The following is a 15,232-nucleotide window of genomic DNA, read 5'->3' as shown; positions in this document are numbered from 1 at the left end:
GCCGGTTTAGCCGGCTGGATCAGGCAGGCAAAGGCCGGTGCCCGCCCCTTCAATCTCCACAAATTTGACGCCGCCCTCCTCGAAGGCGAGGCGCAGTTGCGCCTCCGTCGCGCGGTGGATGTCGTGGTGCCGGCCTTCATAATCGCGGATGGTGCTGCGCGAGACGGCAGCCCTCTCGGCAAGATCGGTCTGAGTCCAGTCGAGCAGGCCGCGCGCCGCGCGACAGAGAGGGGGAGTGAGAATTGTTTCTCTTGCGCCTTGACCCATGATTTCAAGTTGCCCATATTGGTCGATATAGACCATATATGTCATATTACGAACGGGATTTCCAGATCGGGAGACAGCAATGCCACACGATACGCCCTTGATTTCGACAATCGTCGGCGGCCTCGTGCTGGCTTTCATCTTCGGCGCCTTCGCCCATCGGCTGCGGATGCCGCCGCTGGTCGGTTATCTCATCGCCGGCGTGCTTGTGGGGCCACATACGCCAGGTTATGTAGCGGATCAGAACCTTGCGCCGGAGCTGGCCGAAATCGGCGTCATCCTGCTGATGTTCGGCGTCGGGCTGCACTTCTCCCTGAAAGACCTGCTATCGGTGCGTGGCATCGCCGTGCCCGGCGCGATCGTGCAGATCGCCTTTGCGACACTGCTCGGCTGGGGGCTTGGCTCCTTCATGGGCTGGCCGACCGGCGGCAGCCTGGTCTTCGGCCTGGCGCTTTCGGTCGCCTCCACCGTGGTGCTGTTGAAAGCGCTGCAGGAGCGGCGCCTCGTCGAGACGGAGCGCGGCAGGATCGCCGTCGGCTGGCTGATCGTCGAGGATCTCGCCATGGTGCTGGCGCTGGTGCTGATCCCGGCCGCCGCCAGCATCGGCGGCGAGGGTCACGCTCCCGTCGAGCCGCTCTCGGCCGCGCTCAGTCGCCTGTTCGACCTCGATCTCGGCATCGGCGGCATGATCGCCATGACGCTGGTAAAGGTGGCGCTGTTCGTGGCGCTGATGCTGGTCTTCGGCCGCAAGCTCATTCCATGGACGATGCACCGCATCGCTCATACCGGTTCGCGCGAGCTCTTCCGGCTGGGCGTCCTGGCGATCGCGCTCGGCGTCGCCTTCGGAGCGGCGAAGCTCTTCGGCGTGTCGCTGGCGCTCGGCGCCTTCTTTGCCGGCATGGTGCTTGCCGAAAGCGAGCTCAGCCATCGCGCCGCACAGGAAAGCCTGCCGCTGCGCGACGCCTTCGCCGTGCTGTTCTTCGTCTCGGTCGGCATGCTGTTCGATCCGAATATCCTGATCGACAAGCCGCTGCCGATCCTTGCCACCATCTTCATCATCGTCATCGGCAAGTCCGTCGCCGCGCTCCTGATCGTGCTCGCCTTCAAGAAGCCGCTCGGCACGGCGCTGACGATTTCGGCCAGCCTCGGCCAGATCGGCGAATTCTCCTTCATCCTCGCCGCCCTCGGCGTCGAACTCGGGCTGCTGCCGGAGGAGGGCCGCGATCTGATTCTTGCCGGCGCCATCATCTCGATCATCCTCAATCCGCTGCTGTTTTTCCTCTGCGACCGCATGCGGCCGCTGCTGGATGGTGCAAAGCGCGAAGACGTCGTGGCGGACCCTGCTCCCGCTGCAGATGCGATAGCAGCGCAGGAGGCGATGCCGTCTGGAGACGACGAGGTGCACCCGACCGCTCTCAGCGGCCACGCCATTCTCGTCGGCTACGGGCGGGTTGGCAGCATCGTCGGACAGAATCTCAGGTCGTCAGCCACACCTTTTCTCGTCATCGAGGACTCCGACAAGCGCATCGGCGAGCTGAAGATGCAGGGTATCGAAACCCTGGCGGGCAATGCGGTGATGCGGGAAACGCTCGACCTTGCCAATCTTTCCGGCGCCCGCAGCATTGCCATCGCCATCCCCAACGCCTTCGAGGCCTGCCGCATCGCCGAGCAGGCCCGCAGCGTCAATCCGTCGATCCTCATCGTCGCCCGCGCCCATTCCGACGCCGAGGTCGATGAGCTGAAGCACTATGGCGCCGATACCGTCATCATGGGCGAGCGTGAAATCGCGCTTGGCATGGTTGACCGGCTCGCCCAAGTGCATCATGAGAGTGTGCCCTATGAAGACGGGCATGGGCCTGATACAATTATGTCGACGGATGACCCTCCGCCGGAAAGAGAATGAGAGATTGGCGCGCGTTTGAGCCGATACGGGATTGACATCGCCGGGACGGAGAAGATGGAGCTGGACCAGCACCGTCTGACGAGCCGTATCGCCGCTTCTCTCCTCGTCGCCATCCTTGCCTATCTCGGCCTGCTTTTCGGCGGCAATCTCGTCATCTCGCCGGCCGCTGCCGTCAATACGCTTTCCTCTTCCGGTCGAGATCCGCAGCCGCCGCAGCTGACTGCGCGCGATACCGTGCGTGGGCTGCTTGCCACGGAGCGCAAGCTTGCGCCGAAGCAGACGGCACATGACGCCGGATCGCCTGCCCTTGCCGCCGCTCCGGCCCTTAATTTCGCCGGCTGGAACATATCAGCCGCTTTTCCGGCATTCGAAGCTTCGCTTCACGCCGCAGTCTCCAGGACCCATCAGCCGCGCGCACCGCCGGTCGCTGCCTGACGCTCGCGCCGATCGGCGCTTCCGACATTGACGACATGCCGCCAGCGCCCGAGCGCCGGCCCTCGATATCAAGGAATACAACATGCGTACTTCACCATGGCTGGTGTTCACCTATACGGTGATCATCCTACTCGGCCTATTGATCGCCCTGCCGAACGTCCTGCCGCAATCCGTCCTCCAGCGCGTGCCGGCCTGGCTGCCGCATGAGCAGGTGTCGCTCGGCCTCGACCTTCGCGGCGGCTCGCACCTCGTTCTGGAAGTCGACGAAGCCGACCTGACCAAGGAGCGGCTGCAATCGCTGCTGCAGGACGCGCGCCGCGTGCTGCGCGAAAAGGGTATCCAGCCGAAAGCCGTGGTCCGCAGCCAGAACCAGATCGTCGTGACGCTCGCCGATGCCTCGCAGAGCGATGCCGCCGTCACCGAACTCAAGACGCTCGCCAATCCGATCAGCACCGGCCTCAGCGCCGGCCAGTCCGATCTGGCCGTCACCGCGAACGGCGCCACCATCACCGTCGGCTTCTCGCCGGCCGGCATCTCCGCCAACGTCGACAATGCCGTCCAGCAGAGCCTCGAAGTCATCCGCCAGCGCGTCGACCAAGTGGGCGTCTCCGAGCCGACCATCCAGCGCATCGGCGCCAACCGCGTGCTCGTCCAGCTTCCGGGCGCGCAGGATCCGTCACGCCTGCGCGAACTTCTCGGCTCCACCGCAAAGATGTCGTTCCACATGCTGGCGCCGAACAATGCGCCCGGACCTGGCGTGACCATGCTGAAGGACGATGAAGGAAGGTCCTATCCGGTCCTCGACCGCGTCGAAATCTCCGGCGACCGCCTTTCGGATGCCCGCGTCGGCTTCGACCCGAACACGCATGAGCCGATCGTCAGCTTCCGCTTCGACAGCGCCGGCGCCAGCCGCTTTGCCGAGATCACCCGCCAGAATGTCGGCAATCCCTTCGCCATCGTCCTTGACGACAAGGTGCTGAGCGCGCCTGTTATCCGCGAGCCGATCACCGGCGGTTCCGGCCAGATCTCCGGCAGTTTCTCGGCCGATAGCGCCACGACGCTGGCCGCCATGTTGCGCGCCGGCGCCCTGCCCGCCAAGCTGACTGTCATCGAAGAGCGCACCGTCGGCGCCGACCTCGGAGCCGACGCCATCAAAATGGGCATTTATTCCGGCATCGTCGGCTTTGTGCTCGTCGCAGTCTTCATCTTCGTTCTCTATGGCACCTGGGGCTTCCTGGCGAATATCGCGCTGTTGATCCATACGATCCTGACCTTCTCGGCCCTGACGCTGGTTGGCGCGACGCTGACGCTGCCGGGCATTGCCGGTATCGTTCTCGGCATCGGCCTTGCGGTCGACGCCAACGTTCTCATCAACGAGCGCATCCGCGAAGAAACGCGCAAGGGCAGGAGCGCCTTCGCCGCCATCGACACCGGCTTCCGCCGTGCCTATTCGACCATTATCGACGGCAACATGACGGCGCTGATCGCTGCGGCCATCCTGTTCTTTTTCGGCTCCGGACCGGTTCGCGGCTTTGCCGTGACCATGGCGCTCGGCCTGATCATCTCGATGTTCACCTCCGTCGCCTTCGTGCGTGTCGCGATGATCGAGATCACCCGCCGCAGCAAGCTCAAGGTGCTGAACATCCGGCCGTTGATCCCGTTCAGCCCCTATGACAAGCACATCCAGTTCATGAAGGCGCGCTTCTTCGGCATCACCGTTTCAGCGCTGCTTTCGATCGCCTCGGTCGTGCTCTTCATTCATCCCGGCCTCAACTACGGCGTCGATTTCCGCGGCGGCATCCAGATGGCCGTCAGGACCACCGGCCCGGCCGATCTCGCGACGTTCCGTGAAGGCCTGAACACGCTTGGTCTCGGCGAAATCTCGCTGCAGTCCTTCGGCGACAAGAACAGCATTCTCGTTCGTGCCCAGCGGCAGGAAGGCGGTGAAGAGGCACAGACGGCAGCGGTGACCAAGCTGAAGGCCGAAGTCGCCAAGATCGATCCGACCGCCACCATCGAGGGCACCGACGTCATCGGGCCGAAGGTCAGCGGCGAGCTTGCCTGGGCCGGTATCCTGTCGGTCGTGATCGCAAGCTTCGCGATGCTCATCTATATCTGGGTACGGTTCGAATGGCCGTTTGCCGTCGGCGCCATCGTCACGCTGGTGCTCGACGTCACCAAGGCAATCGGCTTCTTCGCGATCACCGGCCTCGACTTCAATCTGACGGCGATCGCCGCCATTCTGACGCTCGTCGGTTACTCCGTGAACGACAAGGTCGTCGTCTATGACCGTATGCGCGAAAACATGCGGCTCTATAAGTCGATGCCGCTGCGCGAGATCATCGACAAGTCGATCAACGAGACTTTGGCGCGAAGCCTCTACACCAATGCGACGGCTTTCCTCGCCCTGGTGCCGATGGCGATCTGGGGCGGTAGTGCCGTCTCGAGCTTCGCGATCCCGATGGTCTTCGGCATTCTCGTGGCCGGCGCCTCGTCGATCTTCATCGCAGCACCGATCCTGCTCTTCCTGGGCGACTGGCGCCGCCGCCATGCCAAGGCACTGGCAGCCGATACGGCCGTCGAGATCATCCCGCCGGAACAGGGTCGCCCGCGCAAGTCCGCGAGCTAGCGCATAACGAAAATCGGAATCGATTTTCGGAAAGGATTATGCGCAATTCAAAGTGATAGAGCGTCCTTTGCGCGTCTCAAAAGACGCGCGGCGCTCTATTCCGTTTTTAACGCATCCTTGAAGAGGGCGCCGGTTGCAGAGCCGGCGCCCTCTTTCTATTGTCGGCTGCTGCATTATGTGCCAATTCAAAGTGTTACAGCGTCCTTAGCGCGTTTGAAAAGACGCGCGGCGCTGCAATTGAGATCGGGGAAGCCGCCAGATGTCATCCAACCCGACAAGACCGCCGGAAACCACCGTTGCCGGAGACAGCGAGGAGCGCATCAAGCGTTTTCTCGCAACCGCCTCGCACGACCTGCAATCGCCGCTCCGCCATATCGCCATGTATGCCGAGCTGCTGCTCGACGATCTCGAGGAGACGCTCGATGGCGAACAGCTTCAGAGCCTCCGGATGATCATGGAAAAGGCGCAGACGGCACAGCGTCTCACCAAGGCATTGATGAGCCTTGCCGGCGGCACACCTCAGGTGACGCCCGAAGAGGTCGATCTGCAGGCGCTGTCCGAAAATGTCTGGGGCGAACTGACCGATGAGACGGCGGTCCGTGAGGCGACGCTTGAAAGCGATGGCCTGCCCTCCATCCGTACCGACCCTGCCCTCCTCGGTCTGGTGCTGCGGCACCTTTTGACCAATGCCCTCACCTATCGCAGCGAAGCGTCGCCGCATGTCGCCATTGCCGCGGAGCGCGAGGGGACGGACTGGTTCATCCGGATTTCCGACAATGGGACGGGCATCGATCCCGCTTATCGGGAGCGGATATTCGAGCCGTTCTGGAAATTGCCGAAGGCGGGAGCAGTGCAGGGCGCCGGTCTCGGACTGACGACAGCGCGCGAATTTCTGACGGCGCTTGGCGGCGATATCAGCCTCGAACATTCGGATGAAAGCGGCAGCCGATTCATCATCCGCCTTCCCATCGCTTGATGGTTAGATGCTGTAATCGTCCTTCCAGAAGTCCGGGACGTCATAGGTCACATATTCGCGGATGATGTGCTGCAGCGCCTGCGCATCGATTTCGTCCTTGCCGATACGGAAATCGACGCCGTAATCCGGGAATTCCTGGAAATAGCCGCCCGATATATCGGTCGAGACGACGCCGATCGGGCCGGTATAACCGATGCCGCGCAGCTCCGGCACCGTTTCGCGGAAATCTGCATTGGGCAGCAGGCGGTTGTCGAGCAGGATGAGATCGAAGCGCGCCAAGCGGATCTTGTCCAGCGCGTCACCGATCGATGGCGAATATTCGACCTCGACAGCGGGCTCGGAAAGATCGGCGATCTTCTTCTTGAGCGCACGGAATTCGATGAATTCGTCATCGACAAAAAGAACTTTGACGGTGTTCCTTCGGCCCGTTTCGGTGATCATCGTCTCATTTCCCCAATCCCGAAACCAACTTCACGAAACCAAACCATTCCTCAAGGCGATCGCCACCATATGAACGCGGTTGACAGCGTCAAGTTTGCGCGCGGCCGCGGTGATGTGCGAATTGACCGTATGTTCGGAGAGACCGAGAATGATGGCGATCTCAGCCGACGTCTTGCCTTCGCTCGTCCATTTGACGATTTCCGATTCGCGCTGCGTCAGCCGTCCGGACATTTCCGGCGTCAGGATTTCCTCGTAGAGCTTGTCGAAAATGCGCATGGCGTCGAGAAGTATGTCGGCGATCTCGCTCTGATCCGGCTCCTGACGCTCGCCGCTGAGCACGAGGCAATATCGCCGCCCTTCCGGCGTAAACAGCGGGATGAAGAGAAAGACGCCGCTCAGGAATTCGTTGAAAACAAGATCGGACGGATAAACTTCCGGCTGTACGCTCCTGCCATGGACCGGCGTTGCCAGGAACTGGGCGGTCTTTGCCCGGACGGTCCCGAGCGCTTCCTTCAACGTCGTGACGAAAAGGCCGACACGCCGTTCGGCGACATTGGTGATGACGACATCGCGTTCACCGAAAGGGGCCGAAGCCTCTGAAATGCGGGCCAGTGCGAAATTGTCGAAGTTGTAATGCTGCGCCGCCGACTTCAGCAGACGGAAAAAATCGGTGCGGTTGATCGCCCGGCTAAGCTCCGGTCCGGCATGAAACGGAATTGCCGGGGCATTGCTCATTCCCACTCTTCCTCTCCTCCCGCCAATACCTCTAATCCCGAAATCTTGGGATATACGTCTTAAACGCGAAGAGCTACAAAAATTGCGAGACGGTTGATGAGAGATATCGAAAACGGGGACTTTCGATATGTAAGGCGGAAATCATCAATTATCTCAACAACAGGTGATGCACGGGCAGATTTTACTGAGGGGCAGTAGTTCTTACCTGGGTATCGTATTCTTCCTGCATTCAACATCCATGAATGCGGGAAGGCAGTGCCAGACGTAAGCGCGAGAGAGCCGATAGACCCATTCAGCTAAGGGGTTGGCTGATGTTCGTGGCGGCGAACGCGGGTTGATCGGTTCTCTCAGCGCTTATTTTGCGTTCCATATTCTTCGCTCCGGTTGCATCTTGTGATGCGTCCTCGACCTTGTCAATTGCGGTTCGTCATATGGCTTGGACGAATGAGAGGGAATAGGTCACCCGGCTTTCGCCGTTTTCTACATCTCAAGATTGAGAATGATCGTGGCAAGGTCAATTGGCTTTTCCAGATAGACATCGGCGCCGGCATCGAGTGAGCGCGCGCGGTCCTCGGCAGCATCCGATCCGCTGCAGATAGCAAGCCGCATCGCCTTGAAACGATCATCCAGGCGCAACCGAGTGATCATGCCGATGCCGCTATCGAGTGGCATGTAGAGATCGGCGACCAGCAAGTCTGGTGGGGTCTTGCCTTCCGCCGCGCGCGTCTCCAGCGCCCCCAACGCCATCTCGGCTGTGGAGAAACAGAATAGATCGACGTCGATCTGCTGCTTTCGGCAGATATAGTCGAGATAGAAGAGGTCATCCTTGCTGTCGTCGACATAAAATAGGGTGGTCATCTAACACCGTAATTTGGATATTGTGCGAATGAACCTCGCTGTCCTTCGACATCACCATATCGCGGTTCCACTGAAATTCGATATACCTTATCGCCGATCATTTCGCAAAAAGCGTGGCACCGCCCCGCCTTGCCTATTGAGTATTCCTCGATTTCGGAAAAGATGGCCGCGCGAACCGAAGGAGGACACACGGGTGCAGGATCAGGGCAACGTGGACCTGCAGGATCAGCCAAGGCGGCACTACCGTGCCTTTGCGATTGCGGTCGGCTGCCTGATGTTCCTTCTCGGCGTGACTGCCCTTGCCGGCTGGCTGCTGCAGGTCGAGATTGTCATTTCGCTGGTTCCCGGCTTTCCGTCGATGGCCTTCAACACCGCGCTCTGCTTCGTGCTTTCCGGCGCGGGGCTTGCCGCCTCGACACAGGCGGCCCGCCGTTTTCGCGCAACGGCAACGATCACGGCAGGGCTTGCGGCGGCGATCGCTGCGGCCCGGCTCGTGGAAATCGTCACGATCGGGCGGACTTTTCACAATGTCGACGTGTTGATCACGCGTTTCCTGGTTCCGCCCGATTTCATCGCCAAGATCGGCGGTGGCATGGGGCCGAACACGGCGTTGGTCTTCCTGATCGCCAATCTTTCGCTGCTGCTCTCGCTCCACGTGGAGAAGAAAAGTCAGGTGGTGCAGGAACTGACGAGCTATGTCGTTATCACGCTCGGCATGATCGCGCTGGCCGGCTATGTCACCGATGCCGAACAGGGTTACCGCTGGGGTCCCTATGCGGCGATGGCGCTGCATACGGCGATCGGCATTGTGATCTTCGGCTCGGGGCTTCTCGCCCGCTCCTGGTGGATGCAGCCGGCAAACCGGGCGCAGATCCCGCTCTGGATCCCGGCTGCGGTCTGTTTCACCGGCCTTCTCGTCGATCTCTATACGCCGCTGGGCGTCGCCAACGGCATTCTCTATGTGCCGCTGGTGCTAACGGCCCTCTGGTTCGGCAACAGAAATGCGCCGCTTTTCTTCGCCTTTGCCTGCACCGTGCTGTTGATGCTCGGCTTTTTCGCCGTCAGGCACAATGAGGCGGCGTTCTGGCAGGAGATCGCCAACCGCACTATTACAGCTGCCACGCTCTGGCTGATCGCGCTCCTCGTCTACTATTTCATGCGCAACACCCATCACCTGGAAAGCGAGCGCGTCCGCTTCGGCGCGCTGGTGCGTGGCACCCCTGATGCCGTCGTCGTCATCGACGAGCGTGGAACGATCAAGAATTTCAATCCGGCGGCTGAAAGCATGTTCGGTTACTCCCCGCAGGAGACGATCGGCCGGAACATCAAGATGCTGATGCCCGAACCCTACCATTCCGAGCACGACGGCTATCTCGCCCATTACCGGCAGACCGGCGAGGAGCGCATCATCGGCACGACGCGCATGGTCTCCGGACGACGCAAGAACGGCATCGTCTTTCCGATCGATCTTTCCATCAGCGCCGTCGTCACCGGCCATACAAAGACCTTCGTCGGTATCGTGCGCGACATCAGCGAGCGCGTCCGGCAGGAAGAACGGATGAAAACGACGCTTTCCCAGCTCGAGGCCTATACGGCCGAGCTCGAGCGCAGCAACCACGACCTCGATGAATTCGCCTATATCGCCTCGCATGATCTCAAGGAGCCGCTGCGCGGCCTGCACAACCACTCCCGCTTTCTCCTGGAGGACTATGAAGACAAGCTCGACGAAGACGGCGTGCGCCGGCTGAACCGGCTCGTGCGTCTCAGCCAGCGCATGGAGAAACTGGTCAACGACCTTCTTTATTTCTCCCGCCTCGGGCGCCAGCAGCTGGCGGTCAAACGCACCGATATCGGCCTGATCGTCAAGGATGTCGTCGCGACGATGGAGCTGTTGCTGGAGGAGCGGCACGCCAAGGTCATCATCGACGGCCGGCTGCCGGAGGTGGTCTGCGACGCGCCGCGGCTGACCGAAGTGTTCCGCAATCTCATTACCAATGCGATCAAATACACCGACAAGCCGGCGCCGCTCGTCTCGATCGGTTACCTCGATCGGTTCGTCGGCAAGGACGGCACGGTTGCCCGCAACGTGTTTTTCGTTAAGGATAACGGCAAGGGCATTCCGCAGGAATTCCACGAGGATATTTTCCGCATTTTCAAGCGGCTGGAAAAGTCGCAGGATTCCGACGACGGGACCGGAGCAGGCCTTACCTTCGTCCGCAAGATCATCGCGCGGCACAATGGCGATATCTGGCTGGAATCCGAGGTCGGCACCGGCACAACATTCTATTTCACCCTGGGAAAAAAGCGCGAGGGGCAAAATGCAGCAGCGTGACACGCAACCGATCCTGATCGTCGAGGACAGCGAAGACGATTTCGAAGCGACGATGCGCGCCTTCAAACGCACCAACCTGCGCAACTCGATCCGCTGGGCGGCCTCCGGTCAGGAAGCACTCGACATGCTCGCCTCGATGGTGCCGAAACCGGGACTGATCCTGCTCGATCTCAACATGCCGGGCCTTGACGGCCGCAAGACGCTAGAGGCGATCAAGTCGAATGCCGGCTGGCGCAAGATCCCGGTGGTGATCCTCACGACCTCCGACGACGAACGTGACATTGAAGGCTGCTATGCGCTCGGCGCCAATACCTATGTGCAGAAGCCGGTCGATCTCGACGGGCTCTTCGCTGCGATCCAGCGGCTGAAGGAATACTGGTTCGAAATCGCGATCCTGCCGCTCGAGGACTGACAGATTGGCGGAACACTGCTCCATTCTCATCATCGACGACAACATCGACGATCGCGAGGTCTATCGCCGCATATTGGGCCGCGTTTCCAGCACCGCCTATACCGTCGTCGAGGCGGAGACGGGCGAAGAGGGCCTTGCACTGAACGGCCGGAAACGGCCGGACTGCATCCTGCTCGACTATTCGCTGCCGGGGCGCGACGGGCTCGGCGTTCTTGCCGATATCCTCGAGGATGACCCCGCCGCCAACGTCATCATGCTGACCGGCCAGGGCAACGAAACCGTGGCCGTCGAAGTAATGAAGAGCGGGGCCCGCGACTATCTGACAAAGGATTCGCTTTCGCCTGAAACACTGCATCGCTGCATCCAGAACGCCATCATGCACGGCATGCTGGAAGCCAAGCTGGAGCAGAAGCGACAATCGCTTGAGATCTTCACCCGCGCGATGGCCCATGATCTGAAGGAGCCGCTCCGGACGATCAAATCCTTCAGCCGCATCCTGCACGGTTCTGCCGCGCTTCCGACCGAAGACCGGGAATTGCTCGATTACGTGCTCAGCGCCGCCGACCATATGGAAGACCTGATCGTCAAGGTCTCGGGTTTCACCAAGCTCGAGGCCTACGGCGGGCTGGAGCTCAGGCCGGTCTCGCTATCTGATGTGCTCGACCAGGTGGAAGACAATCTGCGTCAGCAGACCGAAAGCCGCGGAGCCGTCATCATCCGCGGGGCGCTGCCGGAGGTCATGGGCGATGCAACGCTGCTGACCCAACTCCTGCAAAACCTGGTGTCGAATGCCATCCGCTATTGCGAGCAGAAGGTTCCGGAGATCAGCATCACCGGCGAAGCACAGGGCGATATCTGCCGCCTCACCGTGCGTGACAACGGGCCCGGCATCGATCCAGAACATCGCGAGCTGATCTTCCAGCCGTTCAAGCGCCTCGTCGGCCGCGGCATCGAAGGCACCGGGCTCGGCCTTGCCATCTGCCGCCGCATCGCACAGATGCATGGCGGCTCGATCTGGTGCGAGGCAGAAAATGGGCCGGGCGCCACCTTCATTCTCGAAGTGCCGCTCGCCGAGGCGAGGTCCACGCCGCCTGCCGCATCGGCCAGCCCGCACAGCGCCAGGCCGGCGGAGCAGCCAGGCGAAGGTTCGGGCAGGCTCGCCGAAGTGCTGCTGGTGGAAGACAGCCCGGCCGACATCCAGATTCTGAAGATCAAGCTGATGCGGCGGGAGAAGGTGAATTTCAACCTGCATGTCGCCACCAACGGACGTGAGGCGATGCGGCTGCTCGAAGAACGCGCCGGCATCGCCGATGTGCCGCAGATCGACCTGATGCTGCTCGACATCAACATGCCGATCATGGACGGCTTCGAGGTGCTGCATGCGCTTTCAGCCGACGTCCGCCTCAAGCAAATTCCCGTCTGCATTCTCAGTACGTCAAGCGACGAGAGCGACATGCGGCGGGCCAGAAATCTCGGCGCGCGCGCCTATATGGTCAAGCCGCCGACCCTGCAGCAACTGGAAGAGGCGCTCGAAGATGTCGAACATTTGGAGTTGTTGCAGCGCGGCGATTCGCTTGCGCTTTGTGCGGAACAAAACTAAGCGAGCGTCATTGGCAACGGTATGACCTTCGCAGCTCTCATACTCGCGCTCCTGACGACGCCGCTTCAATCAGGACTGCTTTCGATGGTATCAGGCATACATCACGTCACGGCCGTCACCCGAAAGGTGCAGACGAACGTGGACTTCTACGCGGGATTTCTCGGCATGCGGCTCGTCAAGCAGACAGCCGGTTACGAGGACGCGACGCAACTTCATCTCTTTTATGGCGATGCGGCAGGGACGCCGGGGTCTCTCCTCACCTTCCTCGCCTGGGAAGATGGCGCGCCCGGCCGGGCCGGCTATGGCCAGATCAGCGAAATATCGCTGTCGATCGACCCCGCCAGCATCGGCTACTGGCTGACGCGCGCCATGAGCTTCGGCGTGCGCTCGGAGGGACCGGCCGACGAATTCGGTGAGCCTGTCCTGCGGCTGAAGGACCCTGACAACATCATCCTCAAGCTCGCAGGCGCAAAGAACTTGGTATCGCCGGCTGCCTGGGACGGCGCCTCAATCCCGGTCGAGCATGCCGTCCAGCGGGTGCGCGGCGCCACCATGCTGACGGAGAAGCCCGCAGAAAGCCGCAGCTTCCTTGAGAGCCATTTCGGTTACCGTTTCCAGGCCAGCCGCGGCACGATCGACAGGTTGGTGTCGCAGTCCGGCGACATTATCGACGTGCGCGATGCGCGGGGCTTCTGGTCCGGTGCGCCGGGCACCGGCACGGTCGATCACGTCGCCTTCCGCGCCGCCGACGAAGAGACGCTGCTTTCGGTGCGCAAGGCGCTGGAGGCGACCGACGCGTCGCCGACCAACATGCACGACCGCAAATATTTCCGCTCGCTCTACGCCCGCGAGCCCGGCGGCACGCTGGTGGAACTCGCGACCGACAAGCCGGGCATGACCGTGGACGAAGAGCACGCCGCCCTCGGGGGCAAGCTCTTCGCGCCACCCGAAGCCATCACCAATCTCCATGACCTGAAGGTGATGCTGCCGCAATTTTCAATGCCCGGTCAGCCGCGCATCAATTATCGCGAGCTGCCATTCGTCCATCGCTTCTATACGCCCCCCGACCCCGACGGCAGCGTCTTCGTGCTGCTGCACGGCTCCGGCGGCAACGAGACGACGCTGATGCCGCTCCTGAACAAGGCGGCGCCGCGGGCGACGCTACTCGGCGTGCGCGGCCGGGCGACGGAGGAAGGGTTTCCGCGCTGGTACAAGCGCATTACCCCCTTCTCCTTCGACCAGAACGACATCAAGACCGAGGCGGAGGCCTTCGCGGCCTTCATCGAGGGCGCCGTCAAATCCTACGGGCTCGATCCTCAGAAGGTCGTCTATGTCGGTTATTCCAATGGCGCCAACCTTTTGAACTCGCTGCTCTACCTGCACCCGAACCTGGTTCACAAGGCCGTGCTACTGCGCTCCATGCCTGTGCTCAGCGACTATCCGCATGCCGATCTGAAAGGCACGGACCTGCTCGTCATCAGCGGCAAGACGGATGCCTACGGCAAATATGCGAGCGAGTTGGAGGAGAGGCTGAAGAGTTCAGGTGCCACCGTCGATTCCGACGTCATCCCCGGCGGCCACGATCTCGGCGATGCCGACATTCCGATCATCCAGAAATGGCTGCTGCAGGAAAATCGCTGACGATCAGCCGCGGCGTGCAACCATGATGCCGGCAAGCACGACGGCGCCGCCGAGCGCCTGCACCGTCCCGATCGCCTCGTTGAGCAACGCCCAGGCGAGGATCGCCGCAACGACCGGCTGCAACAGCAGCGTCAGGGAGGAAAAGGCCGGTGGCAGATAGGCCAGCGCATAGGTGATCGCCACCTGTCCGCCGGCATGGCTGATAAAGGCCAGGCCGAAAACGATCGACCAGCCGTAGACGGTCGTGGGCAGCATATGGCCCTCGTAGACCAGGCCGATCGGAAAGATGCAGACGGCAGCGCAGGCCGTGCTCCACAACATGATGCGGATCGTATCGAACCGGCTGCGCAGCCTGCCGATCGCCAGGATGTAGCAGGCATAGAAGAAGGCGGCGATCATCGCGATGCCATCGCCGCTGAGGTCGCCGTTGCCGACGGCTGCCGGTCCTCCCTTCAGAATGACGACGCCTGATAGCGCCAGGACAAGCCCGAACAGGAAGATGCGACTGATCCTCACGCTGAAGAAGAGGAAGGCGATCAGCGTGACGAAAACCGGTGCGAGGTTGGCCAGCAGCGTCGCATTGGCGACCGACGTCATGGTGAGCGAAAGGTGCCAGGCGCCGAGGTCGAGCGCCAACATAACGCCGGGCAGAATCAGCATGCCATAGTCGGAAAGGCTTTGCGGCTTCGGCCCCGCATCCTTCTTCAGCAGCGAGACGATGAGGATCGGGATCAGCGCCAGCGCCACGCGCCAGAAGGCCGTCGCCATCGGTCCGACCTCGGACAGTCTGACGAAGATCGGCGAGCCGCCGATCGCCGCCCCGCCCAGAAGGAGCGCCGCGAGGGCGAAACGATTGGAAGGCGAGGCTTCGGAAAGGGTGGAGGCAACCTGCGACATGGTCTCGATATTTCTGGTCGCCCAAATGCCGGGCCGGCGAAAGTTGGTGGCCGAGGGACTATCAGAAGTCGATCACCGGGGACAGTCGAAGAACGACATATTGGTGGAA

General features: G+C 61.5%; 13 protein-coding genes. 8 read left to right on the top strand and 5 right to left on the bottom strand.

Going from position 1 to position 15,232, the window contains the following annotated elements:
• Nucleotides 1-6 precede the first annotated feature (6 nt).
• Nucleotides 7-312 carry a helix-turn-helix transcriptional regulator gene (locus tag CUJ84_RS01670; protein WP_018244791.1) on the bottom strand — a complete coding sequence of 102 codons (306 nt, stop codon included), beginning with the start codon at nt 310-312 and terminating at the stop codon, nt 7-9.
• A gap of 34 nt (nt 313-346) precedes the next feature.
• On the opposite strand from CUJ84_RS01670, the gene ybaL reads away from it, so the two are divergent.
• The 4 genes from ybaL (at nt 347) to CUJ84_RS01650 (ending at nt 6,207) form a co-directional block, all read left to right on the top strand.
• Nucleotides 347-2,167 carry a YbaL family putative K(+) efflux transporter gene (ybaL, locus tag CUJ84_RS01665; RefSeq protein WP_105004954.1) on the top strand — a complete coding sequence of 607 codons (1,821 nt, stop codon included), beginning with the start codon at nt 347-349 and terminating at the stop codon, nt 2,165-2,167.
• A 54-nt stretch (nt 2,168-2,221) separates the two neighbouring features.
• Complete coding sequence (locus CUJ84_RS01660; protein WP_027686004.1) at nt 2,222-2,602, top strand: hypothetical protein; 381 nt, start codon at nt 2,222-2,224, stop codon at nt 2,600-2,602.
• Between the two features lie 82 nt (nt 2,603-2,684).
• The gene (secD, locus tag CUJ84_RS01655) at nt 2,685-5,231 is read left to right on the top strand and encodes a protein translocase subunit SecD (protein ID WP_105004953.1); all 2,547 of its coding nucleotides are present in this window, start codon (nt 2,685-2,687) and stop codon (nt 5,229-5,231) included.
• 259 nt (nt 5,232-5,490) lie between these two features.
• Nucleotides 5,491-6,207, top strand: coding sequence for a sensor histidine kinase (locus CUJ84_RS01650; protein WP_105004952.1), 717 nt, complete (start codon nt 5,491-5,493; stop codon nt 6,205-6,207).
• A 3-nt stretch (nt 6,208-6,210) separates the two neighbouring features.
• Here the strand turns inward: CUJ84_RS01650 and CUJ84_RS01645 are convergent, their stop codons facing one another.
• The 3 genes from CUJ84_RS01645 to CUJ84_RS01635 form a co-directional block, all read right to left on the bottom strand.
• Nucleotides 6,211-6,648 (bottom strand): response regulator, encoded by a 438-nt coding sequence (locus CUJ84_RS01645; protein ID WP_027686007.1) that lies wholly within the window; start codon nt 6,646-6,648, stop codon nt 6,211-6,213.
• A 30-nt stretch (nt 6,649-6,678) separates the two neighbouring features.
• Nucleotides 6,679-7,383 (bottom strand): response regulator transcription factor, encoded by a 705-nt coding sequence (locus CUJ84_RS01640; protein ID WP_105004951.1) that lies wholly within the window; start codon nt 7,381-7,383, stop codon nt 6,679-6,681.
• Nucleotides 7,384-7,863: 480 nt separating this feature from the next.
• Complete coding sequence (locus CUJ84_RS01635; protein WP_105004950.1) at nt 7,864-8,241, bottom strand: response regulator; 378 nt, start codon at nt 8,239-8,241, stop codon at nt 7,864-7,866.
• Nucleotides 8,242-8,269: 28 nt separating this feature from the next.
• On the opposite strand from CUJ84_RS01635, the gene CUJ84_RS01630 reads away from it, so the two are divergent.
• Genes CUJ84_RS01630 through CUJ84_RS01615 form a run of 4 tightly spaced genes read left to right on the top strand, consistent with a single transcriptional unit; the run spans nt 8,270 to nt 14,226 of the window.
• Nucleotides 8,270-10,573 carry a sensor histidine kinase gene (locus CUJ84_RS01630; protein ID WP_199788759.1) on the top strand — a complete coding sequence of 768 codons (2,304 nt, stop codon included), beginning with the start codon at nt 8,270-8,272 and terminating at the stop codon, nt 10,571-10,573.
• Nucleotides 10,560-10,985 carry a response regulator gene (locus CUJ84_RS01625; protein WP_018244782.1) on the top strand — a complete coding sequence of 142 codons (426 nt, stop codon included), beginning with the start codon at nt 10,560-10,562 and terminating at the stop codon, nt 10,983-10,985. Before CUJ84_RS01630 ends, CUJ84_RS01625 begins: the two co-directional genes overlap by 14 nt.
• 4 nt (nt 10,986-10,989) lie before the next feature.
• The gene (locus CUJ84_RS01620; protein WP_105004948.1) at nt 10,990-12,585 is read left to right on the top strand and encodes a response regulator; all 1,596 of its coding nucleotides are present in this window, start codon (nt 10,990-10,992) and stop codon (nt 12,583-12,585) included.
• Between the two features lie 21 nt (nt 12,586-12,606).
• Nucleotides 12,607-14,226, top strand: a complete 1,620-nt coding sequence (locus CUJ84_RS01615) for a VOC family protein (RefSeq protein WP_199788758.1) — start codon at nt 12,607-12,609, stop codon at nt 14,224-14,226.
• 3 nt (nt 14,227-14,229) lie between these two features.
• On the opposite strand, the gene CUJ84_RS01610 is transcribed toward CUJ84_RS01615, so the two are convergent.
• Nucleotides 14,230-15,123, bottom strand: coding sequence for a DMT family transporter (locus tag CUJ84_RS01610; protein WP_105004947.1), 894 nt, complete (start codon nt 15,121-15,123; stop codon nt 14,230-14,232).
• Nucleotides 15,124-15,232: the final 109 nt, after the last annotated feature.

Source organism: Rhizobium leguminosarum (assembly GCF_002953715.1).
Classification (GTDB): domain Bacteria; phylum Pseudomonadota; class Alphaproteobacteria; order Rhizobiales; family Rhizobiaceae; genus Rhizobium; species Rhizobium leguminosarum_V.
The sequence above is the reverse complement of the archived record's forward strand: the minus strand, read 5'-3'. Positions and strand labels throughout refer to the sequence as shown.